At 49.9% G+C, this 25,244-nt stretch carries 21 protein-coding genes; 14 read left to right on the plus strand and 7 right to left on the minus strand.

Translation table 11 applies throughout. The features are described from left to right. Positions 1–245: 245 nt before the first annotated feature. The 4 genes from ACYVJQ_RS09105 to ACYVJQ_RS09120 all read right to left on the minus strand — a co-directional run bounded on the left by ACYVJQ_RS09105 (position 246) and on the right by ACYVJQ_RS09120 (position 4,099). The gene (locus ACYVJQ_RS09105; RefSeq protein WP_460892760.1) at positions 246–1,190 is read right to left on the minus strand and encodes a metal ABC transporter solute-binding protein, Zn/Mn family; all 945 of its coding nucleotides are present in this window, start codon (positions 1,188–1,190) and stop codon (positions 246–248) included. A gap of 22 nt (positions 1,191–1,212) precedes the next feature. Continuing rightward, complete coding sequence (locus ACYVJQ_RS09110) at positions 1,213–1,872, minus strand: metal-dependent transcriptional regulator (RefSeq protein WP_460892761.1); 660 nt, start codon at positions 1,870–1,872, stop codon at positions 1,213–1,215. Positions 1,873–1,876: 4 nt separating this feature from the next. Continuing rightward, positions 1,877–2,887: a 3-oxoacyl-ACP synthase III family protein gene (locus ACYVJQ_RS09115; protein ID WP_460892762.1), complete on the minus strand. Its 1,011-nt coding sequence runs from the start codon at positions 2,885–2,887 to the stop codon at positions 1,877–1,879. Positions 2,888–2,953: 66 nt separating this feature from the next. After that, on the minus strand, positions 2,954–4,099 hold the full coding sequence (locus tag ACYVJQ_RS09120) for a glycosyltransferase family protein (protein ID WP_460892763.1): 1,146 nt from the start codon (positions 4,097–4,099) through the stop codon (positions 2,954–2,956). Positions 4,100–4,145: 46 nt separating this feature from the next. Here ACYVJQ_RS09120 and ACYVJQ_RS09125 point away from each other — a divergent pair, with 46 nt between their 5' ends. Further along, complete coding sequence (locus tag ACYVJQ_RS09125) at positions 4,146–4,964, plus strand: 2,3,4,5-tetrahydropyridine-2,6-dicarboxylate N-succinyltransferase (protein ID WP_460892764.1); 819 nt, start codon at positions 4,146–4,148, stop codon at positions 4,962–4,964. Between the two features lie 87 nt (positions 4,965–5,051). Here the strand turns inward: ACYVJQ_RS09125 and ACYVJQ_RS09130 are convergent, their stop codons facing one another. After that, complete coding sequence (locus ACYVJQ_RS09130; RefSeq protein ID WP_460892765.1) at positions 5,052–6,842, minus strand: DUF885 domain-containing protein; 1,791 nt, start codon at positions 6,840–6,842, stop codon at positions 5,052–5,054. Between the two features lie 1,211 nt (positions 6,843–8,053). Here ACYVJQ_RS09130 and ACYVJQ_RS09135 point away from each other — a divergent pair. From ACYVJQ_RS09135 to ACYVJQ_RS09150, 4 genes are all read left to right on the plus strand, one after another. Then, entirely contained in the window at positions 8,054–8,848 is a 795-nt protein-coding gene (locus ACYVJQ_RS09135) for a thymidylate synthase (RefSeq protein WP_460892766.1), read from the plus strand. A 26-nt stretch (positions 8,849–8,874) separates the two neighbouring features. Continuing rightward, positions 8,875–10,134: an AAA family ATPase gene (locus tag ACYVJQ_RS09140; protein ID WP_460892767.1), complete on the plus strand. Its 1,260-nt coding sequence runs from the start codon at positions 8,875–8,877 to the stop codon at positions 10,132–10,134. A gap of 293 nt (positions 10,135–10,427) precedes the next feature. Further along, a complete protein-coding gene (locus ACYVJQ_RS09145; RefSeq protein WP_460892768.1) occupies positions 10,428–11,210 on the plus strand; it encodes a Type 1 glutamine amidotransferase-like domain-containing protein in 783 nt (260 codons plus the stop codon). A gap of 87 nt (positions 11,211–11,297) precedes the next feature. Next, positions 11,298–12,434: an MFS transporter gene (locus tag ACYVJQ_RS09150; protein ID WP_460892769.1), complete on the plus strand. Its 1,137-nt coding sequence runs from the start codon at positions 11,298–11,300 to the stop codon at positions 12,432–12,434. 284 nt (positions 12,435–12,718) lie between these two features. Here the strand turns inward: ACYVJQ_RS09150 and ACYVJQ_RS09155 are convergent, their stop codons facing one another. After that, positions 12,719–14,458, minus strand: coding sequence for an ABC transporter ATP-binding protein (locus ACYVJQ_RS09155; RefSeq protein ID WP_460892770.1), 1,740 nt, complete (start codon positions 14,456–14,458; stop codon positions 12,719–12,721). Between the two features lie 187 nt (positions 14,459–14,645). Here ACYVJQ_RS09155 and proB point away from each other — a divergent pair, with 187 nt between their 5' ends. From proB to pncA, 4 genes are all read left to right on the plus strand, one after another. After that, positions 14,646–15,737 carry a glutamate 5-kinase gene (gene proB / locus ACYVJQ_RS09160; RefSeq protein ID WP_460892771.1) on the plus strand — a complete coding sequence of 364 codons (1,092 nt, stop codon included), beginning with the start codon at positions 14,646–14,648 and terminating at the stop codon, positions 15,735–15,737. 93 nt (positions 15,738–15,830) lie between these two features. Next, a complete protein-coding gene (locus tag ACYVJQ_RS09165; RefSeq protein ID WP_460892772.1) occupies positions 15,831–17,078 on the plus strand; it encodes a glutamate-5-semialdehyde dehydrogenase in 1,248 nt (415 codons plus the stop codon). Between the two features lie 109 nt (positions 17,079–17,187). Then, entirely contained in the window at positions 17,188–17,802 is a 615-nt protein-coding gene (locus ACYVJQ_RS09170; RefSeq protein WP_460892773.1) for a peptidoglycan recognition protein family protein, read from the plus strand. 67 nt (positions 17,803–17,869) lie between these two features. Then, entirely contained in the window at positions 17,870–18,478 is a 609-nt protein-coding gene (gene pncA / locus ACYVJQ_RS09175) for a bifunctional nicotinamidase/pyrazinamidase (protein WP_460892774.1), read from the plus strand. A 285-nt stretch (positions 18,479–18,763) separates the two neighbouring features. On the opposite strand, the gene ACYVJQ_RS09180 is transcribed toward pncA, so the two are convergent. Continuing rightward, positions 18,764–20,239: a nicotinate phosphoribosyltransferase gene (locus ACYVJQ_RS09180; protein WP_460892775.1), complete on the minus strand. Its 1,476-nt coding sequence runs from the start codon at positions 20,237–20,239 to the stop codon at positions 18,764–18,766. Between the two features lie 429 nt (positions 20,240–20,668). On the opposite strand from ACYVJQ_RS09180, the gene ACYVJQ_RS09185 reads away from it, so the two are divergent. The 5 genes from ACYVJQ_RS09185 to ACYVJQ_RS09205 all read left to right on the plus strand — a co-directional run bounded on the left by ACYVJQ_RS09185 (position 20,669) and on the right by ACYVJQ_RS09205 (position 25,195). Next, a complete protein-coding gene (locus ACYVJQ_RS09185) occupies positions 20,669–21,004 on the plus strand; it encodes a hypothetical protein (RefSeq protein ID WP_460892776.1) in 336 nt (111 codons plus the stop codon). 199 nt (positions 21,005–21,203) lie between these two features. Continuing rightward, a complete protein-coding gene (locus tag ACYVJQ_RS09190; RefSeq protein ID WP_460892777.1) occupies positions 21,204–21,566 on the plus strand; it encodes a cupin domain-containing protein in 363 nt (120 codons plus the stop codon). Positions 21,567–21,592: 26 nt separating this feature from the next. Continuing rightward, complete coding sequence (locus tag ACYVJQ_RS09195) at positions 21,593–22,498, plus strand: LysR family transcriptional regulator (RefSeq protein WP_460892778.1); 906 nt, start codon at positions 21,593–21,595, stop codon at positions 22,496–22,498. 68 nt (positions 22,499–22,566) lie between these two features. After that, positions 22,567–23,766, plus strand: coding sequence for a threonine synthase (locus ACYVJQ_RS09200; protein WP_460892779.1), 1,200 nt, complete (start codon positions 22,567–22,569; stop codon positions 23,764–23,766). A 217-nt stretch (positions 23,767–23,983) separates the two neighbouring features. Beyond that, entirely contained in the window at positions 23,984–25,195 is a 1,212-nt protein-coding gene (locus tag ACYVJQ_RS09205; RefSeq protein WP_460892780.1) for a dipeptidase, read from the plus strand. Positions 25,196–25,244: the final 49 nt, after the last annotated feature.

Here is a 25,244-nt window from a genome sequence, read left to right on the forward strand (position 1 = left end):
GTAAAAGGAACCAGAGTATGCATGTCTTCTCAATCAATTCATTCAAAGCGTTTTAGGCCTGTTTTTAGAAAAACGGCTTTAAAACGATAATCCTTCTCATCATCCTTCCACCAGGACGAAGTCTGGAGCCATTCGCTGACCAACTTTAATCACTTAGGCCATCGTCCTTCAACATCTTCTCATCTCCACATTTTCAAAATTCCACATCAAAAAAAAGCACCAGAGCACATGAAAGAATCAGCATATTACTTCAGCGATTTGGAAATTTTCTGCACGTTGGCCCGCACCATGCCAATGTAGGTGCCGGCGGGGCCATCAGGGGCGCCCAAAGCATCAGAATATAGCGTGCCGCCTAGCTTCACGTCGTGCCCTTTCTGGCGGCAACCTTCCAGCACTGCCTGAATGGCTTTCTGCGACACGGAGCTTTCCACGAAAATGGCCTTCACTTTCCGGTCCACTATAAAGTTTACCAGCGAGGAGACGTCCTGCAGACCAAACTCAGACACCGTGGATATGCCCTGAAGACCTTTCACCTGAATGCCGTACGCCTGCCCGAAATAGCCGAAGGCGTCATGGGCCGTAATCAAAATGCGCTGTTGAGCAGGAATAGAGGCAATTTCTGCTTTGGTCCATTGGTGCAGGCTGTCCAGCTGGGCTAGGTACCGTTGGGTATTATTTTGGTAAGCGGAAGCGTTGGCCGGGTCAAACTGCTGCAGTTTCTGGGAGAGGTGCTGGGTGACCAGGCGCCAGAGCTGCACGTCAAACCAGATATGCGGGTCGTGGCTGTCCAGGAACTGGGGCGTGCGGCGCAGGCGGTTCTCAGGAATTCCTTCGGCCGCGGCCCAGACTGTTTCCTGGCGGGAAAGCTTGTCTAATACTTCGCCCATCTTGCCTTCCAGGTGCAGGCCGTTGTAGATGATCACGTCGGCGTCGCGCAGGGTCTGTAGATCGCCTAGGGCGGCCTTGTAGAGGTGCGGGTCCACGCCGGCTCCCATCAAGGCGTCTACCACGGCGGCGTCACCTACAATGTTGGCTACGGCGTCACGCAGGATACTGGTAGTGGTGACAATATATTTCTTGCCCTGCTGCCGAGCCTTGGCACCGTTGGTTTCCTTTAAAGTACAGCCAGCCAGGCCCAGGAGAAGGGCCAGAGGCAACAACAGCAATATGCGTTTTAAGGCTATTTTCATAAAATCAGGGCCGAAACGCAACTCATGGGTAGATGACGAAAATCTTCTCCAGCACTTCTGAAGACAGGATGACGGACTTTGATTTATCTATGCTTATCTCCAGGGAGTTATCATAGGCAATCTTATCCATTACTTGTAGGTGGGTACCAATCTGGATGCCCACCCGGTTAAGGTACTGCAGGAAGGCCGGTTGGGCATCTTTCACCCGGGAGACAATCCCTTTTTGGTCAATCTGCAGTTCAGCCAAAGGCCGTTGCTCTACCTCGCGCAGTTGGCCATCCTCAGAGGGGATGGGGTCGCCGTGGGGGTCAATGCGCGGGTGCCCCAGAAAGGCATCCAGGCGCTGAATCAGGAGCTCTGATTTCACGTGCTCCATTTGCTCTGCCACCTCGTGCACCTCGTCCCAGGTGAAGTGGAGCTTCTGAACCAGAAACACCTCCCAAAGGCGGTGTTTCCGGATTATTTTCAGAGCAACGCGCTGGCCTTCCTCGGTAAGCTGAACGCCATGGTATTTCACGTAATGCACCAGGTCTTTAGTACTCAGTTTCCGCAACATGTCACTCACTGAGGCCGGCTTGGTGGCCAGCGCCTCAGAAAGCCCCGTGGTACTGACCGCGCTTTTTCCGCCACCAGACAGTTTGTAGATGGCTTTTATGTAGTTTTCTTCCGCGGTACTATGCATAAGGTTACCAGCGAATTAAGGCAGAAGCCCAGGTAAACCCACTCCCGAAGGCCGCCAGACAAACCAGATCCCCTTCTTTCACTCTACCTTCCTCAAAGGCCTCAGACAAGGCAATAGGGACAGAGGCGGCAGTGGTGTTTCCGTATTTCTGGATGTTGCTGAACACCTTGCTGTCCGGTAACTTCATTTTCTGCTGGATGAACTGCGTGATGCGCAGGTTGGCCTGGTGCGGTACCACCAGGTCTAAATCCTCGGCGGTAAGGTTATTGGCGTTCAGGGCTTCGTTGATGACCTCCGGGAAGCGGGTTACGGCATGCTTGAACACGGTGCTGCCGTTCATGTACGGGAAAATGCTGCCGTCATCAATCATCTCATGGGTAAGCCGTTCCTTGAGGTTGCTGGAAGGGTTAATGGCGGCCAATTCCTCGGCAAACTCGCCCTGCGCGTGCAGGTGGGTAGATAAAATACCGCTATCTAAGCTGTTAGAAGGCGTCAAGACTGCCGCCCCGGCACCATCGCCAAAAATCACCGATACCGACCGGCCCCGGTCATTGAACTCCAGTCCCGAGGAATGGATCTCAGAACCTACCACCAGCACGTTGTTGTACATGCCGGTTTTAATAAATTGGTCGGCCAGGGAAAGGGCGTAGATAAAACCAGAGCACTGGTTACGCACGTCAAAGGCCGGAATATCTGAAATGCCCAGTTCACGCTGCAAAAGCACGCCCGAGCCAGGGAAGAAATAATCTGGGCTAAGGGTGGCAAACACGATCATGTCCAGGTCTTTGGCTTCCAGGCCCGCTTTCTCTAAGGCTTTGCGGGCGGCATTGGCGGCCATGTTGGCGGTGGTGTCTTTGCCAGGCTCAAAATAGCGACGTTCATGAATACCGGTGCGCTCCACAATCCAGGCGTCTGAGGTGTCCATCAGCTTCTCCAGATCTGCGTTCTTCACTACCCGTTCAGGTACATAGTGGCCCGTGCCAGCAATACGTGAGTTTCTTAATTCTTTTGCCATAGTTGCTCAAATATACGTGTGTAAATTTAAAAGTTTAGGTTAGTCTAAATTATTTTTTGTGGGCAGCTAAAAATTTAGCAAAGTTTTTACCACCTGTTGTACCTTGGTTTCCTCCTCTTGCCAGTTCACCCAGCCTGGAATGCCGTTAGGGTAATACGTTTGGGTTAGAATTTTTTCTACGGTGGCCGCGGATAATTCCTGAGAAAAATCATGGGCTATGCCAGCTCCGGCTATTGTCATCAATTCCTGCCAGAGCGGGTTAGGGCTAGTAATCACTGGTAACCCGTTGCCCAGGTATTCAAATAACTTGGTTGGGATGCAGCGGGCGGTGCTGGGGTGAGGATGATACGGCAATAGACCCAAATGGTGCTCTTGCTCCTTGGCCAGGATCTGGTCATGAGGCACCAGGGTGGACCCGCCCATTAAGGTCACAAAGGGCAAAGGCGCAATCACCTCCTTTAATTCTTGGAGAAAATGTTGGTCGGCGCAATAGCCAATGATAGTGAGTTGCGCGTCAGGCACCCAGGCTCTTAGTTGACGTGTGAACTCCACAGCCTCCAGTACCCCGTACAGCCGGGAGATGGTACCCGAGTACAACAATCGCAGGGGAGAGGCTGCCATGAGCGTAACCGGAAGGACCCGAGCCGATGCAGTAGAAAGGGTAGAAGAAGGCAGGAATTTATTCTGGACCACTGTATATCGCTTACCCAGGAAAGGCAGTTCTTTGGCATAGGAAGTTTCAGCCAGAAAGAAATGGTCTACCCCTTGGGCAAACAGCTTTTCATAGCCTTGCACCATCTGGCCGGCCAATTTTCCCACCCTGCCTGGGTACACGCCCTGGGTGGTCAGGTTCAGGAAATAATTTTCTTGCACGTCATAGATAAGTCGGCAGGAGTGGAGCTTGCAATACACCCAGGCCAGGGGCAACAATTCATGCGTGCCAATGATCAACAGGTCAGGTTTTACTTTTTGCAGCAGTTTCCAGAAGCGGGCCTGGGCGGTGATTCGGCCCGCCGAAAGTCTTTTAAAATCAAAAATGGGATGGAAGGAAACGGACTCGGCCTCTTGCTTGCCGGGCAAGGGAGCGGCATAGCCGGCCATATGCACCTCCAGCTCAGGGAGTTTGGCCAGACTCTGCCCAATTTTTTTGTACAGGCGCGCATCGGTGACCGGCTTCAGAAAAGAGGCCAGCAGAATTCGTTTTCGAATCATCGTGACAATTTAATAATTTTGGCCTCTTATTCTTCTCTTTGAAAAAATGAACGAACTACAAGCAAACATAGAGCGCGCCTGGGAAGACCGGTCGTTATTGAGCCAGGTCCCTACCCAGGAGGCCATCAGATACGTGGTACAGCTGTTAGACAAGGGCGAGATTCGCGTAGCTGAACCTACCGACGGGGACAAATGGAAAGTAAACGAGTGGGTGAAGAAAGCGGTGCTTATGTACTTTCCCATTCAGCAGATGGAGACCATTGAGGCCGGCCCATTTGAGTTCCATGATAAGATTCCCTTGAAGAGGGGTTTTGCGGACCTAGGCGTGCGGGTAGTACCCCATGCGCTGGCCCGTTACGGCTCCTTTATTGCCAGAGGCGCTATCTTAATGCCTTCTTATACTAACATTGGTGCCTACGTAGACGAGGGAACCATGGTAGACACCTGGGCCACCGTAGGGTCCTGTGCCCAGGTAGGCAAGCATGTGCACCTGAGCGGTGGCGTGGGCCTTGGCGGTGTGCTGGAACCAGTACAAGCGGCTCCGGTGATTGTAGAAGACGGGGCCTTTATTGGCTCGCGCAGTATTTTGGTGGAAGGCTGCCACATTGGCAAAGAGGCCGTGATTGGCGCCAACGTGTGCATTACCGGTTCCTCTAAGATCATTGACGTAACCGGACCAGAGCCCGTAGAATACAAAGGCTACGTGCCGCCGCGCTCCGTGGTGATACCTGGTTCCTATACCAAGAAATTCCCGGCCGGCGATTTCCAGGTGCCTTGCGCCCTGATCATTGGCAAACGGAAAGAAAGCACTGACTTAAAGACTTCTTTGAACGATGCGCTGCGCGAAAACGCGGTGGCCGTTTAAGAGCCGTTTTTCTAAAAACAGGCTTAAAACAGAAACGCCCGGTCTTATGGCCGGGCGTTTCTGTTTTAAATAAGTTGATCTTGTGGGTTATTTTTTCTGGCTCGCGGCCCAGCTATCCATTTTCTTCTCTACTATGCTCAAGGGCATGCAGCCGTCCAGCAGGAACTCATCATGGAAAGCAGCCAGCTTAAACTGGTCACCCAGCTCTTTCTCATACTTCTGGCGCAGCTCCCGTATTTTCAGTTGCCCTACCTTATAAGAAAGCGCCTGACCCGGGATGGCCATGTACCGCTCAATCTCGGCAACGGCTCCCTCTTCAGTTATGGCTTCGTTTTCCATCATGTACTTGATAGCTTGCTCACGGGTCATGCCTTTGGTGTGCATACCCACGTCTACTACCAGTCTAATGGCGCGGTGAATCTCATCACCCAAGGCACCCATGTACTGGTAAGGATCTGTGTAGAGGCCCAGCTCCTTGCCCAGGCTTTCGGTGTAGAGCGCCCAGCCTTCGCCGTAGGCACCGTACCAACTGAAACGGCGGAACTTAGGCAGCTTCTCATTTTCCTGTTGCAACGAAATCTGGTAATGGTGACCTGGAATGGCCTCATGCAAAAACAGAGACTCCATGCCCGAGGTGGTGTTGAACTTAGTGGCGTCTAAGATAGGCACGTAGAAAATGCCGGGCCGTGACCCGTCCGGGGAGCCCTGGTTGTACTTAGCAGAGGCAGAGGCAGCTCTGAAGGCTTCAGTCTGTCTTATTTCAAAAGGCGTTTTAGGCGTGCGCCCGAACATCTTCTTCAAATTCGGCTCAATCTTGCTTTGGATGGCCCTGAATGCGCCCAATACCTCTTCAGGGGTTTTGTAGGGCATGAACTTCTTGTCGGTGCGCAGGTAGTGGAAGAACTCATCCAGAGTGCCTTTGAAGCCTACCTGTTCTTTCACGCGCATCATTTCCTCGCGTATGCGCTTTACTTCCTGCTGGCCGGTTTGGTAAATCTCCTCCGGAGTTTTGTCAGTGGTGGTCCAGAATTTTACATAATAAGCGTAGAGGTCTTTCCCGCCGGGGATGTCCTGAATACCGGTAGTGGTGCGGGCCTTGGGCAGGTATTCCTGTTTCAGGAAGGTGGCCAGTTTCTGGTAGGTAGGCACCAGTTCCTTCGTAATGGCTTGTTGGTAAGCCTTGGTGAGGCGGTCACGGTCGGCGGCGGGAACCCCCTCCGGGAAGTTTTTGATGGGGCCGTAAAACAGGCTTTTGGAGGCGTCAGTCACCACCATGCTCTGCATCTGCGGAATCATTTTCTCTACCAGCGGCTTGGGCAGCACCACGCCGGCGGCCATCCCTTTCCGGAAGTTGGCAATGGCGCTGTCGCCCCACACGGTGAAGCCTTTCACGCGGCCCAGCCAGTTGTCATAGTCTTGGGTGGTTTTGAAGGGCTGGTTGCCGGTACCGGCGCCCAACTGGCCCATGGTCAACGGCAAGCCCCAGAACTGCTGGAACGGGATCATCCAGGTGTTTTGCTTAAGGCCTTCCAGGCGGGTGTTCATCTCATATTCAAAGATGTCATAGCTGGTCTGGTCGTTGGCGTTGAGTTCGGCGCGGTCAAATTCATGCAGCTTGTTCAGGTACTGGCTGTAAACCTGCTTCAGGCTGTCTCTAAAAGCCTGGGTGTTGTCATTGGGCAACAGGTGGTTGTAGCGGTTGTCGCCCTGGGCGGTGGCCTCCAGCGGAAATAGCTTGGAGTTCTGTTCCCAGTACTGCTCAAAAAGAGAGTTAAGGGATTTGTTTTCTTGGGCAGTTGAGGCCATAGTATTGTCGGTTTTTTTCTGGCAGGCCCAAAGGCTACAGACCAGCAGCGCCGAAAGCGCAAGTTTTCTCATATAGTTTGTCAGGTTGGTGTTTGGAGGTTCAATATAAGGATTCAGTTGTACTTTTTTGGTGGGAAGTTTTAAGAAGAAAAGGGAAGGGCCAAAGGCGTTTTTCTTTCTTTATTTCTTTCTTTCTTTCGTGGCAATCCGTTCTTCGCCTTGTTGGGGTTGCTAGAGACCGACAAACAAAACTGCCTCTTAATTCTTCCCCTTGTTGGTGTTCGTGGGGGCCGACAATTTAAATAGCCTCTCCTTTGTCAACTCCCTTTGTATACAATCTATTTCGGGGAACCCATTCCGGTTAAGCCTAGGATTGACTGTTTGTCTATGGCTTTATAGACTGTGTTGTTCCATCTTTTCTCTCCGAGCGCTCACGGCCGCGAGGCCCCGCCTTCCGCCCTCGCGCTGTACCCTCTCGCCTGGCCCCGCAGGGCCTGCCGCTATTCGCGGCACCGGGTCGAGTGCTAGGCGCTCAGCCGAAAGGCTGGAAACAGGAAAATTAGTGGGTTTTAGGGAGAAGAGCTATAAAGGCGGTATTCCCTCTCCCTGGAGGGAGAGGGTCAGGGTGAGGGGGCAGCAGTGGTTCTATCGCCAAGGCTTCCCAAAGTAGAAACCGCTTTTAAAAAAGGGAATTGTTGCCTAGCTAGGGCCATTGTATCTGGCAACCTCTTCCCCCTCATCCTAACCTTATCCCTAAGGGAGATGGGACTGCTACTTTACGTTCTAGGCACGTTTTCTAGAAAACAGGTTCAAAACGCTATACTACGTCACAAAACCTTGTCCCACATATTCACCGCAGACTCCCCCCTTGAGGGGGGCGAAGGGGGGTGTTTACATAGGAGAAGCCATTTCCCCTGGTTCAAGTTTCCAACTTGGACCAACTATTCGGGAAGTTTTCAACTTCCCTTAGGCCTTGGCCTCATAACACGCATTTCGTCCCCCTTTGAAGGGGGTAGGGGGATGACCCGCTTCTGCTTATCAATCCCAAGAAACAAACACCTTCCGCCTGATCCCTTTTTCTTACTTCTTCCTTTCTAAGCCCGTTTTTTGAAAAGAAGGCCTAAACCAGCGCACTTTCTGGCGGCCCTTCCTCCGCCGAACCCACCTGTACAAACAAAAACTGCCTGCACCCTATAACCTCACCTATTCTTTTTCCCTATCTTCAAGCCTCTGTTTTGAAGACAGAACTCTTAACTCATAACCCTCAACTCTTAACTTATAGCATGCAAGCTTACCTGGACCTCATGCGTCATATTCTGGACAATGGCGTGAAGAAAGAAGACCGTACCGGCACCGGTACCCTCAGTGTGTTTGGCTACCAGATGCGGTTCAATTTGCAGGAAGGCTTCCCGTTGGTGACCACCAAGAAAGTACACCTCAAGTCTATCATCTATGAACTGCTATGGTTCCTGCGTGGCGAAACCAACGTGAAGTGGCTGCAGGAGCGGGGCGTGACCATCTGGAACGAGTGGGCCGATGAAAACGGCGACCTGGGGCCGGTGTACGGTTCGCAATGGCGGTCCTGGCCCACGCCCGACGGCGGACACATTGACCAGATTGCCCAGGTCATCAACCAAATCAAGAATAACCCAGATTCAAGACGCCTGATTGTAAGTGCCTGGAACGTGGCCGAAGTCAATAACATGAAGTTGCCGCCCTGCCATGCCTTCTTCCAGTTCTACGTGGCCAACGGCAAACTTTCCTGCCAGCTCTACCAACGCTCCGCGGATGTTTTCTTAGGCGTGCCCTTCAACATCGCCTCTTATGCCTTGCTCACCATGATGGTGGCCCAAGTCTGCGACCTGGAACCCGGCGAATTCATCTGGACCGGCGGCGACACGCACCTCTACACCAACCACCTGGAGCAAACCAACATCCAGCTTTCCCGCGAGCCCCGACCGCTGCCTAAGATGAAACTTAACCCTAATGTGAAAGACATCTTCGGGTTTAGTTTTGAGGATTTCACGCTGGAGGAGTATGAACCCTGGCCAGGGATTAAGGCGCCAGTGGCGGTTTAAAAGTATATATCGAATAAAAAAAAATAATGAAAATTAATCCATTTAAGCCTAATTCGCCGTCAAACCCTGGAATGTTTGTAGGTAGATTTGATGAAATTGAAAAAATCGAATCAGCTTTAATTCAAACTAGAGCCAACCAATCTCAAAGTTTTCTTCTATTAGGAGAAAGAGGTATTGGGAAAACATCCTTAATGAATTTGGTAAAGTTTTTTGCAGAAGGTGATATAGAGGTTAGAGATACCAAGTTAAATTTTTTAGTAATTGAAATAGATATAACTAAAGATACCTCTCAATTAGCCTTGATTAGAAAAATTCAGTTGGCTCTTAAAAGAAAATTAGCTAAGACTGAGAAAGCTAAGAAAATATTCAATGATATTTGGAATTTTATTAGTTCAATTGAAGCTGCAGGTGTAAAGTTTAACAAAGAAAAAGAAACTAACAATGAAATATTGTTTGAAGAATTTTCCTATTCCTTAGCCGACACAATAAATAGAATTACAAGTTCAGAAGATAAAAATCAATTAGATGCAAGTTATGATGGACTTTTAATAATAATTGATGAAGCAGATAATTCCTCTCCTACATTAGAATTAGGCTCCTTTGTTAAGTTGCTTACTGAAAGGCTTCAGAAGGAGGGTACAGAAAAAATTATGTTTGGAATAGCAGGGCTACCTAAAACCAGGGATATTTTAATTGAAAGTCATCCATCATCTATTAGAATTTTTGAGGAATTATATCTTGATAGATTAAAGAAAGATGAGATTAAATTGGTATTTACTATAATGCTAAAAAAATCCAAAGAATTAAATGGGTATGATACAGTTTTAGAATCAAATGCTGAAGAATTGCTTATTAATTTTACAGAAGGATTTCCTCATTTTGTCCATCAATATGGATTTTGTTCATTTGAAGAATCAAATGGAAAGGTTATTACTGAAAACAATGTATTAGATGGTGCTTTTGGGAAAAATGGTGCAATAGAAACTATTGGTAGTAGGTATTACAAAGATGATTTTTATAACAAAATAAAAACTGAAAGTTACAGGCAGGTTTTGCTTATTATGGCCAATCAAATGGACTCTTGGGTAACCAAGTCATATTTAAAAGAAAATTTTAATGGTTCTGATACGATTCTTAATAACGCTATTACAGCTTTAATATCTAGAAATATAATTATACCGAAGCCTGGGGAACGTGGTACTTATAGATTACAGGACAAAGGATTTGCGTGGTGGATAATAATGAATCAAAAAAAGGAGGACGGTGCATCTGTAAACATTGGTTAATTATATTTTAATTTAAAGGATAGTTTTATTGCTATCCTTTTTGCTAAAATTTCCAGCATCCTTCCTTTTTTTGCTAGGTATATTGTGCAGATATATATATATATATATATCTGCACTTTAAATTAGGGTCGTGATTCTGTTCTCACTTTTTAGTACCGTTGGGTCTTAATTCAGGATCATTAGCAGGTTAAAAATTAGATAAAACAGTTCCCTATCTCAAACCCTTCGGATCTATTGAAAAATAGTTAATATTTATAGATTCCTAACAAAAAGCCAGTACCCGTTCCACCACTATGAAAAGAAGAGAGTTCCTCCTTAATACCACCATAGCCACCGTGGGCGTGGCTGCTTTGGGACCAGGAAATCTATTGGCCCAAAAACCAACCGCCACCAGAAAGATTTTCCTGACGGGCGGCGGGTATGATCCCACCACTATTAAGTACCTCATAGAACTTACCGGCAAAGCAAACCCAAAGGTGTGTTTCCTGCCCACGCCCGTGGGTGACAGCGAGGCCTATATCCAGAAGTGGTTTGCTGTAGCTAAGACCTTACCATTGCAGCCCTTTGTCCAGAAAGTATTTATTGGCACAGAAGACCAGAAGGTGTCATTTGAGGAAACTCTGTTGAGCATGGATGCCATCTTGGTGACGGGCGGGAATACGTTAAACGCCATTACCCTTTGGAAAGCCCACGGCCTTGATGTGGTTTTGAGAAAAGCCTGGGAGAAAGGCATTCTGTTAACTGGCCCTAGCGCGGGTGCTATCTGCTGGTTTGAGGAAGGGCTATCAGATTCCAGACTCATGAACTTGTCAGTGGTGAAGGGATTGGGCTTTTTGAAAGGCAGTAATTGTCCGCATTACCACACCGAAAAAAGCAGAAGGCCTTTGTACCTTAAATGGGTAGAAGAAGGAAAGATACGCCCCGGGTACGCCTGTGATGAAACGGCGGGTCTGTACTTTGAAAACACTATCCTAAAACGAGTGGTATCGCAATCGCCAACAGATAAAGCCTACTACATCAGCCTGAAAAACGGGAAAGCCGTAGAAACTCCTTTGGCCACCGAAGTCATAAGCTAACCATTAACCACGGCACCACCTTGAGTTTTCGCCTATTTGAATTTAAAGTCAATACCTACTATTAAACACGTTCTACCCACCATTGTTTTGGCCCAATTTGCCTGCACCTCGCTTTGGTTTGCAGGCAATGCAGTGCTGCCTAACCTTATTCCGCAGTTTCATCTGGAAGCCAGTTCTTTGCCGCATCTAACCTCGGCGGTACAGTTGGGGTTTATTCTGGGTACGTTGGTGTTTGCGGTGTTCACCATTTCAGATCGGTTCTCGCCATCAAAGGTGTTTTTGGTGTGCGCCTTGGCGGGGGCAGTTTGCAATGCCAGCCTGCTAGCGGCCAGTGGGCTTTCTACGCTCTTGCTGTCCAGGTTTTTGACGGGCTTCTGTCTGGCAGGCATTTACCCGGTGGGCATGAAAATAGCGGCAGATTACCACCAGAAGGGACTTGGAGAAGCGCTGGGGTTTCTGGTAGGGGCGCTGGTGCTGGGCACGGCGTTTCCGCATTTGCTTAAAAGCCTCACGCAGGGCATAGATTGGCGGTATGTGATTTGGGGCACCTCGGGTTTGGCTGCGTTGGGCGGCGTGAGTTTAGTGGTGTTGGTCCCAGACGGTCCTTATAGAACCAAAAGCACCCAGCCCAACTTTACCGCCTTCTTCCAGATCTTTAGGCAAAAAGAGTTCAGGGCGGCGGCGTTTGGGTATTTCGGGCACATGTGGGAATTGTACACCCTCTGGGCCTTTGTACCCGTTATGCTGGCCTTGTACGCCAAGGCGCATCCAGAAGTATCGCTGAACCAACCGTTGTGGTCCTTTATCATTATTGGCGTAGGGGCAGTGGCCTGCGTGGCGGGTGGTTATTTGTCGGTTAGGATTGGGAGCGCCCGAACGGCCATTGCCGCCCTGGCTGTTTCAATGGTTTGCTGTCTGCTGTCGCTGTGGTTGTTCACGCTGCCATTGGTGCTGTTTCTGGGTTTGCTCTTAGTTTGGGGGTTAGCCGCACCCATGGATTCCCCGCAATTTTCTACGCTTGTGGCCCAAAATGCCCCGTCCCAAACCAAAGGAACCGCCCTCACCATTGTCAACTCCCTTGGCTTTGCCATCACCATTGTAAGCATCCAGTTTCTAAGAAGCCTCCAACAAACCGTAGCCCCACAATACTGGTTTTTGTTCCTGGCCATCGGGCCGATGCTGGGCTTGCTGGCCATGCGGCGGTTGGTGAAGCATAATCCCTAATGCTTCTAGGGCAATAAAGAGGAAAATTTTGTTTTAAGCACGTTTTCCGGAAAACAGGCTTCAAACGGCCTTCGGGTAGAAAGTTGGAAATTTGAAGTAGGAAAAGTAGGGCGAAAAATATGTTTAGCTCCCGTTTATCTAGCTGGACCACAAGATCCTTTCAGGATGACAAAAGAGAGGGACAGCAGTTCAATCCTTTTACCTTTCAATCCCATTAACACCCTTTCACTCATTCGCTCACTCATTCGCTCACTCAATCACTCACTCAATCACTCAATCACTCATTACCTTTCTCCAATCTGCTGGCGCCACATGGCGTAATAGAGGCCTTTCAGCGCTACCAACTGGTCATGGGTGCCGGTTTCTACAATCTTTCCTTTCTCCAATACATAAATGCGGTTGGCGTGCAGTATAGTGGAGAGGCGGTGGGCAATGAGCAGGGTAATGCGTTCCCCAGACAGGGAAACTTCTTTGACAGTGTCTGTGATCTCGTCTTCGGTGAGAGAATCCAGTGCCGAGGTGGCTTCATCAAAGATGAGCAGCCTGGGGTTGCGGATCAGGGCGCGGGCAATGGAAATCCGCTGGCGTTCCCCACCAGAAAGTTTCATGCCGCCTTCGCCAATGGTAGTGTCCAGGCCCTTTTCTGAGCGGTTCACAATGCCCATCGCCGATGCTTTCTGCAGCGCCCCTACCATCTCGGCATCAGTGGCATCGGGTTTCACAAATAGCAGGTTCTGCCGGAGCGTACCGCTGAACAGTTGCGTTTCTTGGGTTACAAAGCCAAACTGGCGGCGCACTGGGTTAAACCTAATGTCTTTGGTAGAAATGCCGTTGTAATAGATTTGGCCTTCCACAGGTTTGTACAGGCCCACCAGCAATTTCACCAACGTAGATTTGCCAGAACCCGAAGGGCCTACAAAGGCAATGGTATCACCGGCCTTCGCCTCCAGGGAAATATGGTCAATGGCGTTGGTAGCAGAGTCCTGGTGCCGGAAAACCACGTCCTTAAACCTAAGGTGCTGAATGGGGCCGGTGTCTATAGGGTCCTCGGGATTGGTCTCAATGGGTTTGCGCAGAAGGGCGTCATAGGTTTGCAGCGAGGCATCTGCCTCGCGGTAGAGCACCATAATGTTGCCCAGGTCCTGCAAGGGTGTAAAGATCTGGGCAGTGATGAACTGCATGGCAATAAGCTCCCCGGGGTCCAGCACCTTCCTGAAAATAAGCCACAGCAGCATAAACAGAATAGATTGCTTCAATAGGCTCAGCGCCGAACCCTGCAGGAAACTTAGCGTGCGTACCTGCCGCACTTTCACCATTTCCAAAGCGAAGATCTCCTGGGTATGGTCCCGCAGCCGTCTTATCTCTTGAAACGTGAGGCCCAGGCTTTTCACCAGTTCAATATTGCGGAGAGACTCAGTGATCACCCCAGACATTTTATTGGTTTCGCGGTTAATGCTGCGCTGCAGCGTCTTAATCTTGTTGCTCAATAAACCCGTAAGGCCGCCCAGCACCAGAATGCCAATCAAGAACACGGGCACCAGGGCCCAATGTTTGGTCACGGCATACCACACCAGAAACCCAATGCCCACCAAAGAAGAGAACAGGATATTGATAAAGGAATTGATAAACCGCTCGGTATCGGTGCGCACTTTCTGCAGAATGGAAAGCGTTTCGCCGCTGCGCTGGTTCATGAATTCCTGATAAGACAACCGAAGGGTTTGCCGAATGCCGTCGTTGAAGATCTGCATGCCAAACTTCTGCACTACCAGGCGCACCACAAATTCTTGCAAGGCCTTGGCCAACCTGGACACCAGCGCCACCGCCACGGCAATGCCCAATAACCCCAGCACCCCAGAGATTAATTCCTCCTCGGTTTTGGTGTCTTGTTTCAAGGCATACTCATCAATAATTTTCCCGAAGATGATCGGGTCTACCAGGTTCAGTAACTGGGCCGCCGCCGCCAGCAACAAAGACAAAAAGATCAAGCCCCGGAAAGGCTTTAGGTACGTCCAGAGAATTTTCATGCGAAAGAATAGGCCAATGAAAAGGGGGGAGGCCCAGGAGGTATACGAAAAGCAGCGCAAGCGTTCTGTGATATGTGCAAGAATAGGTTTGTGTTGTTGACAGGAAAATGCTTAAAAGATTAAAAAAGTGTAGGTAAAGTGTGGTTTATGATGTAAAATTATCTTTCAAAGTATTCTATGATTGATAATGTCGCTTTCGTATAGAAGAATAATTGTAAAGATTGGGTCTAATGTGCTGGCCCAGGAAAACGGCATGCCAGATGTAGACCGTATGCGGCATTTGGTTGAGCAGGTGGCCACGCTTAAAAAGCAGGGCAAAGAAGTAATTGTGGTATCCTCGGGGGCGGTGGCCTCTGGCCGAAGCCTTATTTCCATTCCGGACAAGACCGATGCCGTCAGTAGCCGCCAGCTTTTAGCCGCGGTGGGGCAGGTGAAACTCATTCATACCTATTCAGATTTGTTCCAGCAACACGGACTGCTCTGCGCCCAGGTATTGGTGACTAAAGGAGACTTCCGGGACCGGGGCCATTACCTCAACATGCAGAACTGCTTTAGGGTGCTGTTGCAGAATAACGTCATTCCTATTGTCAACGAGAACGATGTCATCTCCGTGACCGAACTCATGTTCACCGACAATGACGAACTAGCGGGCCTCATTGCCTCTATGCTGGACGCCGATGCCCTCATCATTCTCAGCAACGTGCCCGGCATCTACAACGGCGACCCCGCCAATCCCCAATCAGAAATCATTAGAGAGATTGACGTTACCTTTTCTGGTTTCAGCTCTTTTGTGTCGGCGCAGCGGTCGCAGTTTGGCCGGGGCGGCATGATCACCAAGTGCCACATGGCCCAGAAGGTGGCGCAGTTGGGCATAGTGGTGCATATTGCCAGCGGCAAAACCCCCAACGTGCTGCTCCAACTGCTGGATGGAGAATTGGTAAACACCCGGTTTAACCCCACCAAAGCCACCTCGGGCAAAAAGAAGTGGGTGGCGCATTCGGGTATGTACGCCAAGGGCGAGGTGCAGGTCAACAATGGGGCCAAGGCGGCCCTGGCAGACACGGCCAAGGCCATCAGCCTGCTGCCGGTGGGCGTGCTCCGGGTCTCCGGCGACTTCAAGAAAGGTGACATTGTGAAGCTTCTGGATGAGCAGGAAAAACCCTTCGGGGTGGGCATTGCCCAATACGGAGCAGACAAGGCGCAGGAACGCCTGGGCCAGAAAAATCACCAACCGCTGGTGCACTATGATTACCTTTTCCTTAACCCAGACTTGCCCTAAGCCAGGCTGTTTTAAGGGTGTTTTTGCAAAAACAGGCTTAAAATAGGTAATCCCCTTCTTGCTCTAGCAGCAGTCATTTAAAGTAGTACAACCATGCCGTATGATTCCATTTTTGCTGGCACCAAAAATGCCAGCCGTTCCCTGGGCCAATTATCTCCTGAGAAAGTCAACCGGGTCTTACGGTCCGTGGCCTGTGAAATCCTGTCCCAGGCGGCTTTCCTGCTGGCAGAAAACCAGAAAGACCTGGCCCGCATGGAGCAAACCCATCCCAATTATGACCGGTTGCAACTCACCCCAGAACGCCTGAAAAGCATTTCCCAGGACCTGGAAAACGTTGCCAGTCTACCTTCGCCCTTAGGTGAGGTGCTCCTGAACAAAGAGCAACCCAATGGCCTTCACATCTCAAAAGTGCGGGTGCCGCTGGGCGTGGTAGGGGTCATTTATGAGGCCCGGCCCAACGTTACCTTTGATGTGTTTGCCCTGTGCTTTAAAACCGGAAACGCCTGCCTGCTGAAAGGCGGCTCAGATGCTGAGTTCTCTAACCTGGCCATAGTTTCCTTGTTGCACCAGGTGCTGGACTTACATGGCCTTGACCCCCAGGTAGTGCAGCTATTGCCGGTGGAACGAGACGCCACCCAGGCCCTGCTTCAGGCAGTAGACTACATTGACGTATTAATCCCCAGGGGAAGCCAATCCTTGATCAATTTTGTGCGGCAGAATGCGCGGGTACCCGTCATTGAAACCGGGGCGGGCATTGTGCACACCTATTTTGATGAGACCGCCGATCTGGCCAAGGGCCGGGAGATCATCCATAACGCCAAAACCCGCCGGGTAAGCGTCTGCAATGCCCTGGACTGCCTACTGGTACACCAATCCCGTCTGGCCCAATTACCGGCGTTGCTGGCCCCATTAGCCACAGACCAGGTAGAGCTATTCGCAGATGCACCTGCCTTAGAGGCATTGCAGGGTTATTACCCATCAGAACTGCTGTACCAGGCCACCGACGGGCATTTCGGGACGGAATTCCTGTCTTTGAAACTTGCCCTCAAAACCGTGGAAGACCTGCCGGAGGCTCTGGCGCACATTGCCCGGTACAGCTCCCGCCACAGCGAAGCCATTATCAGTGAAGACCCGGCCCACATAGAAACCTTCTTGAATACCGTAGATGCCGCTGCCGTGTACGCCAATGCCTCTACCGCCTTCACCGACGGCGCCCAGTTTGGGCTTGGGGCCGAGATTGGCATCAGTACCCAGAAACTGCATGCCCGCGGACCCATGGGTCTGGAGGAACTGACCAGCTACAAATGGGTGGTAAAAGGCCAGGGCCAGGTGCGGGCCTAACCTGAAAATGCGTTTTAAGGGTGTTTTTGCGAAAACAGGCCCAAAACAGAAATGGAATGCTCAGAACAATTTCCTTTCTTCGTGTCGTTCACCTACCGCTACGTTCTGTATGTCTTGCATCCGCTTATTTTTTATCGCGTTGGCCTTTGGCTATTTGGTTTCCAGTTGCCAGTCGGCTAAAACGGTTTCTCTGGGCAAGGAAGTGCCTCTTGTTACCAAGGCTCAATGGAAATCTGCCACGCCGGTGCTGGAGATGAAAACCCATGTGCCACGCCTGATCACGGTGCACCATACAGCCACCGCGCAGAATCCGCAGCGCACCCTGGAGCAAAAGTTACAGACCCTGCAGAAATTTTCCATGGAACGCAGTGCCTTAGCCGATGGCCGCATAAAAGAACCCTGGGCCGATATTCCCTATCATTTCTACATCTCTGTAGATGGCCGCATAGGCGAGGGACGGGAACTGCAGTACGTAGGCGACTCCAACACACCCTATGACCCCACCGGGCATGCCCTTATTGTGCTGGAAGGAAACTTCAACAAAGAGCAGGTCACGCCTGCCCAATACCAGAGCCTGCTTTTGCTCACCAAGGCCATTGCGCGTAAATGGAAAATCCCCGCCGACCGGATTTCGGGGCATAAAGACAATGCTGACACCGCCTGCCCCGGCGATGCCCTTTACGCCCTTCTGCCGCAACTAAGAAAGGACGTGGCGGGTAAGTAAACTGCAGTGAGTGGTATACGATCCTGCTTATTTCAAACAGGTTAACACCTGCCCCTAAGAAAATATTATGAAAGCCCTTCTTTTAATAGATATCCAAAACGATTTCATTCCCGGTGGAGCCTTGGCCGTGCCGGGTGGCGATGCCGTAATTCCGCTTGTAAACCAATTGCAGGAAAAGATGGACCTGGTAGTAGCCACCCAAGACTGGCACCCGGCGCACCATAAAAGTTTCGCCTCGCAGCACCCGGGTAAAAACGTGTTTGAGACCATTGACCTGAACGGACTAAACCAAGTGCTCTGGCCCGACCACTGCGTTCAAGGTACTCCTGGAGCCGAATTCTCCCCGCTACTGAACATGAACCGGGTGGAGGCCATCTTCCGGAAGGGCACTGATCCCGAGATTGATTCCTATAGTGGCTTCTTTGACAACGGCCACCGCAAATCTACTGCCTTGGCAGAATACCTGCGTGGGAAAGGCGTAAAAGAAGTATACCTGGTCGGCCTAGCCGCGGACTATTGCGTGTATTTTACCGCCCTTGATGCCCTGAAAGAAGGATTTGCTACCTATTTTATAGAAGAAGCCACCAGACCTATCTCTGAGGAAGGATTTGAAAAAGCCAAGGCTGAGCTAAACAGAAAAGGCGGTCAATTCCTTTCTGTTAGCTCTTTGCTCTAATTCTATTTCAGGAGGTTTTAAAGTATTAGATGTAGAGAGAATTAAAGAGAGTGCCTGCTGTTTTAGAGCCGTTTTTAGATAAACAGCCTTAAAACAGCAGGCACTCTCTTTAGGGTCAAGCTAGGTATTTAGGATGCCTACCAAAGCAAAGGCTGGCTATGATCGCAAAAATTTTTTAGGTAAATCTCCTGCAAAACATGAAGCCTAGGTTTAGGCTAAACTTTCGCCAATTAGCCTTAATGATACAGTTTGTCACTTCGCTCTATCTGTCCTTAATCACCTTACTCAGCTTTGCTTTTCAGTTTGGCGTAATTGCAGAATAAGGGCCATTTTCTTGGCGTGTAATTGTTCTTCTAACCCTACCTTGTAAGTGTGCGGGTTAAGCAGGCGGCGGTTGGTTTCGTGTAGATGGTGTACCTGGCTTTTGGTGCGCTCCTGAATTTGGGGCAATGTGGGCGACGTATACACGCATTTACCTTCTTTGAAAATAGGCACTAATAGATCCTCCTGCTGGCAGTCTTGTGGGAAGGTTTTCTGCTGGGTGGGGTCATTAGGGTGAACCATGGTGGGGGCCTCAGTGGGAGAGAGGGTTTCAGAGTATATCATGTCACCCACCATGGTGTTGTTCTTGTAAAAGCGCCGCACCTGCAAGATGCCGGGGGTGGAAATTTTAATCAGTTGCTCTGAGAGTTTTACTTTGTATTCCCATTCGCCGCCGGGTTGCCGCAGGGCCGCCAGTTTGTAGACCCCACCTAAAGCAGGTTGGTCATAAGCAGTAACCAGTTTGGTACCAATGCCCCAGGTGTCTATTTTGGCTCCTTGAATTTTCAAACTCTGGATAAGGTTTTCGTCCAGGTCATTGCTGGCCACAATAGAAACATGGGGGAAGCCTGCCTCGTCCAACAGTTTCCGGCCTTCTATGCTCAAGTAAGCCAGGTCACCAGAGTCCAGCCGTATGCCCTTCAGCTCCTTGCCTTGTTCGCGCATTTTCTGGCCCACGGTAATGGCTTTCTTGATACCCTCCAGGGTGTTGTAGGTGTCTACCAGAAAGACAGAATCATGCGGAAAAACCTCGGCGTAGGCTTCAAAGGCTTCCTCTTCCGCGGGGAAAGACATAACCCAACTATGGGCATGGGTACCTTTTACGGGTATCTGGAACAAATGCCCGGCCAATAGGTTAGAGGTGCCGCCAATGCCGCCAATAAAGGCCGCTCGCGCCGCCGAAAGTCCGCCGTCTGGTCCTTGGGCCCGGCGCAATCCAAACTCCATGACCTGGTCTCCCTGGGCGGCATCCACAATGCGCGCCGCTTTGGTAGCAATAAGGGTCTGGAAATTAAGGATGGTGAGCAGGGGAGTTTCTAGCAGTTGGCACTGCAGAATGGGACCCTTTATGCGCAGCAAAGGCTCATTGGGGAACACCACAGTGCCTTCCGGAATGGCCGCCACCTCACAGGTGAACGAAAGGTTTTCTAAGTAGGAAAGGAAGGATTCTTCAAAGAGGTTTTGGCCCTGGCTTCCCTTTAAACTACCTAAATAACGTAAATCCTCCTTAGAAAAATGAAAATTCTGCAGAAGGTCTATCACATCTTCCAGACCTGCACAAACAGAATAGCCGCCTTCAAACGGGTTGCTTCTAAAATACATGTGAAAGACCGCTTCCTGTTCGGCTAAACCCTTTTTCCAGTAGCCCTGGGCCATGGTAAGCTGGTACATATCGGTGAGCAAAGCCAATGAAAAGTTGAAGCGCAGGGTGATGGACATGGTCAAGTAGTTTTTCCCAAAACGTACGAAATAATTTTTACTTGATCTGGTTTCTAACGGAAGATTTTAAGGGATTTTCAGGAGAAGAAGGAAAAAAACCTGCCAAGAAAAATTCAAATAAAGCTACCTCCCAGCGAAACTGGCCCAAAAAAAAGCTGGGGTAAAATCATCTTTTGCGCCCGTCAAAGCTGGGCCTACATCACGATCTAGGATGTTTTATATCATTTTTTTAAAATAGAAAACCGGTATGGCAAATTAAAAATATCCTAAAAAATAGCCGATAGGGTTATATTAAAATTTAAGTTTTTGAAAAATATATAGAAATATATGTAACTTTAGGAACCTTCACTCGTAAATCATAAAAGGAAATGAATTACAGGAAGCATATAAGATAGTGCATTGCAATAGGGAATTTAAACTTTAGAAATCATGAAAAAAGACCATTTATCCACCCTGATTGCCATTGGTTTTTTCGTTGGCACTTTTGTGATAGCGTTCACCACCAATGACAGTGATGTTGCCGCTATGCGGGTTCTTGTTTATCTGGGCATTGGCTGTATTGCCGCCATGCTAACCATTTTCTGGGATAAACTGGTAGGTACCCAAAAAGCCCACCTGGAATCTGACCACAAAATCAACACTATCTTGTATGACGCAGAGAAGTTCTCTGAAGAATATGGTGACGTTTATGTACTCACCGATAAACTTAAAAAACAACGTAAGGCCAAACACAGCAACCTGGTAGCCCATAAGCACGGTTCATAGTTTTTTTTTACGAATCTATTAGGGTTGTCTGCGTTAACTGCGAATAGACTAAAGCCTATATAATTTAAAAAGCCTTCCTTTCCATAGGGAGGCTTTTTCTTTTTGTGTCACTACCGCTTCAGTTGCCTAAAAATTTGCTGGGCTAACTGGATTTGCCGGGCGGCCTGCTATCTTCACTTTCCATTTTACATTAGGCCTTATGCAAAAAGTAAACCTTAAACAAAAGCTGGACCTTTTCCAGGACTACTGGCACCCTAGAATTGTGGGTGAATTAAATGGCCAGCATGTGAAACTGGCCAAGCTGAAAGGAGAATTTGTCTGGCACCACCATGACCAGGAAGATGAGTTATTCCTGGTTCTGGCAGGGAGCCTCAAGATAGAGTTCAGAGACCAAACCATTGAACTACAGGAAGGCGAGTTTTTGGTGGTACCCCGGGGCGTGGAGCATCGGCCAGTGGCCGAAGAGGAGGTAAGCGTATTGTTGTTTGAGCCTGCCAGCACCGTGAACACCGGCAACCGCCTGGACAGTGACCGCACCCGCGCCTCCCTGGATCATTTGTAGATTTCTGCACCTTTACTTCCATCTTTGTGATATCGCATAAACACATTGTTTTTTATGAAGTGGCCCGGCAGCTGAGTTTCACCAAGGCCAGCCAGATTCTGTTTATCAGCCAATCTGCCATTAGCAAACAGGTAAAGGCGCTGGAAGAGCATTACAAGATCGGTCTATTTGAACGGCACGGCAATACGGTAAGCCTTACCCCTGCAGGCCAGCTGTTGTTTGAAAAGCTGGAGGCCGTGCACCAGATCCAGAACGACCTGCACCAGGAACTTCCTCTGCTCAGCGAAAGCTTCTCGCCCCAGATCTCTTTGGTATTAGGAGCCAGTACCACTATTTCGCTTTATATTCTGCCACCGGTATTATCGGCTTACCTTACCCAGCACCCGCAGGTACAGCTAAGCCTAAGGAACCGCAACAGCCAGAATATCTTAAAGGCCCTGCTGGACCATGACATTGACCTGGGCATTATTGAGGGGATAAACAAGGTAAGCCAAGTCACTTATACGCCCTTCCTCACAGATGAGGTAATAGCGGTCTGTTCCCCCCGCAACCCCCTTAAAAAACACGAACTGGAAGTAAAAGACCTGTATCAAATCCCCCTGGCCCTGCGGGAGGCAGGCTCTGGTACGCTGGCGGTTTTAGAGGAAGCCCTGGGTCAGAAAGGAGTGAAGCTGTCGCAATTGCCGGTGCGGGTAAGACTGGGGGGAACCGAGGCCCTGAAAAACTTTGTGCGGGTAGATACCTGCCTGGCTTTTCTGCCCCGGCAGGCCGTGGTGAAGGAACTGGCCTCTGGTGAATTGGTGGAGGTACCCGTAAAAGACCTTAAAGTGTTCCGCACGTTCAATTTCATTCAGCGCAAAGGCACAGAAAACAATGCCCCCTATAAAAATTTCATCCAGTTTATGAAAAGACAGTATTCCCTTTTGGAATAGTCTATACCAAAACGCTATTTGATTTGGGCATAGCCTTTCTTCTACTTGCCGTAGTAACAGCTATGCAAATGACCACAGTAGCCACCAGCCTTAGTACCATTAGCCGTCTTTCTTGCTCAAAGTGCGGCCAGCCTTATCCATATTCCCTCTTGCAGCGCGTTTCAGCGTGCTGCGCCATGCCTCTTTTAGCCGAGTATGACTTGCCGGAAGGCTTTTCCAAAGAAACCTTGAAAGGAAGAGAGGCCACCATGTGGCGGTACCAGGAAATGTTGCCGGTGTTAGATGACCGGTTTAAGGTTTCTTTAGGCGAGGGTTTCACACCTATGCTGGAGTTGAAGAACCTGGCCGAGAAATACGGGTTTGAGGACCTGATGCTGAAAGATGAAGGCCAGAACCCAACCGGCTCTTTCAAGGCCCGGGGCCTGAGCATGGCTATTTCCAAAGCCTTGGAACTAGGGGTGGAGGGCTGTATCATTCCTACCGCCGGAAATGCCGGGGTAGCCATGGCGGCCTACTGCGCCAAAGCCAAAATGTCGGCGGTGGTGGTGATGCCCCGCCATACGCCCAAGGCGTTTAAGGAGGAATGTTATTGGTACGGCGCCGAGGTGCATTTGCTGGACGGCCTGATTAATGACTGCGCCGCCCAGGTGCGCAAATTAAACGAAAACGGCCACTTGCTGGATGTTTCCACGCTCAAGGAACCTTACCGGCTGGAAGGTAAAAAGACCATGGGTTATGAGATTGCTGAACAACTGCAATGGCAGCTCCCAGATGTGATTTTGTACCCCGCAGGCGGCGGCACCGGCCTTATTGGCATCTGGAAAGCTTTTAAAGAAATGATTGCCCTGGGTTGGCTGGACAAAGACGTGCGGTTACCGCGTATGGTAGCCGTACAGGCCCAAAACTGTAAACCACTGGTAGATACCTTTGGGGGTGTGCAGGAAAACTCCCAGAACTACAATGGTTCGCCTACTATTGCCAACGGTTTGGCGGTGCCCAGACCCTTAGGCGAGCCTTTGATGCTACAGGTACTGAAAGAATCTGGCGGTACCGCTATAGCCATTACTGAAGAAGAAATGCTGGAAGGGTTGCGGGAATTAGGCCAAGGGGAAGGGCTTTTTGTGGCCCCTGAAGGAGCCGCCGTCTGGATGGCCGCCCGTAAACTCTTGCATAGCGGCTGGCTGCAAGGCCAGGAAAAGGTTCTGCTGCTTAATACCGGCTCCGCGCAAAAATACCTGGAAAATATAGAAGGAAGATACCTGGGGTAATCCTGAGTCTTACGCTTCCGATTTTAAATCCTTTTTCCGGGAAGGTGATACCCACGGGGCAGGATTCTGTTTTAAGCCTGTTTTTGAGAAACAGGCTTAAAACAGAATCCTGCCTTTCTTCATGCCTTCTTCAAAGGTTAAGCATCAAACCCGTTTCCTTACCCTTTGCAAAGCGCTGTTTTTTCTGTAAACTGAATCCGGATAATATTATTGAATCATGGGCGCAGCCAAAAAAGCAGTTTCTTTCACCTTTTCGCTTCTGGCAGGAGGGTTTCTTTTCTCTTGTTCCAGCTCTTACCAAACCATCCATCAGAACGCCATTCTGGTTGACACGCACAATGATGTTTTGTCTCAGGTAATCTTTGAAGGTTATTCCGTGGAAACTGATTTGACCGGGAAAGCCCAAACCGACCTAGCCCGCCTGAAAAAAGGAGGCATGGATGTGCAGTTCTTCGCGGTTTTCTGTGATGAGACCTATGGTAAGGGCCGCGCCTTTGCGTTTGCCAACCAACAGATAGATAGCCTGGAAGCCTTGGTCCGCCGCAACCCAAATCAATTACAACTGGTGGCCACACCGGCTCAAATGCGCGCTGCCGTAAAGGCCGGTAAAATAGCCTCTGTTATTGGCGTGGAAGGAGGGCACATGATAGAAGACAACCTGGATTATCTCCAAACGCTGTATAACCGCGGCACTCGCTACCTTACCCTCACCTGGAACAACAGCACCTCCTGGGCTTCCTCGGCCGCCGATGAAACCAAAGGCTCCGGTTTCAACGGCAAAAAAGGACTCAACGAATTTGGGAAACAGGTAGTGCGCCGCATGAATGAGCTTGGCATGCTGGTAGATTTATCGCATGTGGGCGAGCAAACCTTCTGGGACGTGATGCAGACCACTACCAAACCCGTATTGGTCTCCCATAGCTGCGCCGCCGCCCTTTGCCCGCATTCCCGCAACCTGAAGGATGATCAACTCAAAGCCCTGGCCAAAAATGGTGGCGTCCTCCACCTTAATTTCTTCTCTGAGTTTCTGGACAGCGGTTATACCCAACGCGTGAAGGATTTCACTACCCGCCACCAGGCCGACATTAAAGCCCTGGAAGCACAAGGGGTTTCTGGTTCTCAGCTTCGGGCTGCTCTGTACCGGCAGTTCCCTGAAGAAACTAAAACCCTGAATCCGCCTATGTCCGTTTTACTGGACCATATTGACCACGTGGTAAAGGTGGCCGGCATTGACCATGTAGGCCTGGGCTCTGATTTTGACGGAATCTCCTCTTCGCCCATTGGCCTGGAAGACGTAAGTACCTACCCCATGATCACCAAGGCCTTATTGGAGCGAGGCTATAATAAGAAAGACGTTGAGAAAATACTAGGCGGTAACTTCATAAGGGTTTGGGAAGCCAACGCCTCGGCCCAGGTGGCAACTAAATAATGGTTTTCCGTTTCGGGCCTGTTTTTCTAAAAACAGGCCCGAAACGGAA

Source organism: Rufibacter soli (assembly GCF_054781795.1).

Excerpts from the sequence above, each read along its gene's own strand:
- ACYVJQ_RS09105 (WP_460892760.1), bottom strand. The coding sequence starts at position 1,190 with ATGAAAATAGCCTTAAAACGCATATTGCTGTTGTTGCCTCTGGCCCTT.
- ACYVJQ_RS09110 (WP_460892761.1), bottom strand. The coding sequence starts at position 1,872 with ATGCATAGTACCGCGGAAGAAAACTACATAAAAGCCATCTACAAACTG.
- ACYVJQ_RS09115 (WP_460892762.1), bottom strand. The coding sequence starts at position 2,887 with ATGGCAAAAGAATTAAGAAACTCACGTATTGCTGGCACGGGCCACTAT.
- ACYVJQ_RS09120 (WP_460892763.1), bottom strand. The coding sequence starts at position 4,099 with ATGATTCGAAAACGAATTCTGCTGGCCTCTTTTCTGAAGCCGGTCACC.
- ACYVJQ_RS09125 (WP_460892764.1), top strand. The coding sequence starts at position 4,146 with ATGAACGAACTACAAGCAAACATAGAGCGCGCCTGGGAAGACCGGTCG.
- ACYVJQ_RS09130 (WP_460892765.1), bottom strand. The coding sequence starts at position 6,842 with ATGAGAAAACTTGCGCTTTCGGCGCTGCTGGTCTGTAGCCTTTGGGCC.
- ACYVJQ_RS09135 (WP_460892766.1), top strand. The coding sequence starts at position 8,054 with ATGCAAGCTTACCTGGACCTCATGCGTCATATTCTGGACAATGGCGTG.
- ACYVJQ_RS09140 (WP_460892767.1), top strand. The coding sequence starts at position 8,875 with ATGAAAATTAATCCATTTAAGCCTAATTCGCCGTCAAACCCTGGAATG.
- ACYVJQ_RS09145 (WP_460892768.1), top strand. The coding sequence starts at position 10,428 with ATGAAAAGAAGAGAGTTCCTCCTTAATACCACCATAGCCACCGTGGGC.
- ACYVJQ_RS09155 (WP_460892770.1), bottom strand. The coding sequence starts at position 14,458 with ATGAAAATTCTCTGGACGTACCTAAAGCCTTTCCGGGGCTTGATCTTT.
- proB (WP_460892771.1), top strand. The coding sequence starts at position 14,646 with ATGTCGCTTTCGTATAGAAGAATAATTGTAAAGATTGGGTCTAATGTG.
- ACYVJQ_RS09165 (WP_460892772.1), top strand. The coding sequence starts at position 15,831 with ATGCCGTATGATTCCATTTTTGCTGGCACCAAAAATGCCAGCCGTTCC.
- ACYVJQ_RS09170 (WP_460892773.1), top strand. The coding sequence starts at position 17,188 with ATGTCTTGCATCCGCTTATTTTTTATCGCGTTGGCCTTTGGCTATTTG.
- pncA (WP_460892774.1), top strand. The coding sequence starts at position 17,870 with ATGAAAGCCCTTCTTTTAATAGATATCCAAAACGATTTCATTCCCGGT.
- ACYVJQ_RS09180 (WP_460892775.1), bottom strand. The coding sequence starts at position 20,239 with ATGTCCATCACCCTGCGCTTCAACTTTTCATTGGCTTTGCTCACCGAT.
- ACYVJQ_RS09185 (WP_460892776.1), top strand. The coding sequence starts at position 20,669 with ATGAAAAAAGACCATTTATCCACCCTGATTGCCATTGGTTTTTTCGTT.
- ACYVJQ_RS09190 (WP_460892777.1), top strand. The coding sequence starts at position 21,204 with ATGCAAAAAGTAAACCTTAAACAAAAGCTGGACCTTTTCCAGGACTAC.
- ACYVJQ_RS09200 (WP_460892779.1), top strand. The coding sequence starts at position 22,567 with ATGACCACAGTAGCCACCAGCCTTAGTACCATTAGCCGTCTTTCTTGC.
- ACYVJQ_RS09205 (WP_460892780.1), top strand. The coding sequence starts at position 23,984 with ATGGGCGCAGCCAAAAAAGCAGTTTCTTTCACCTTTTCGCTTCTGGCA.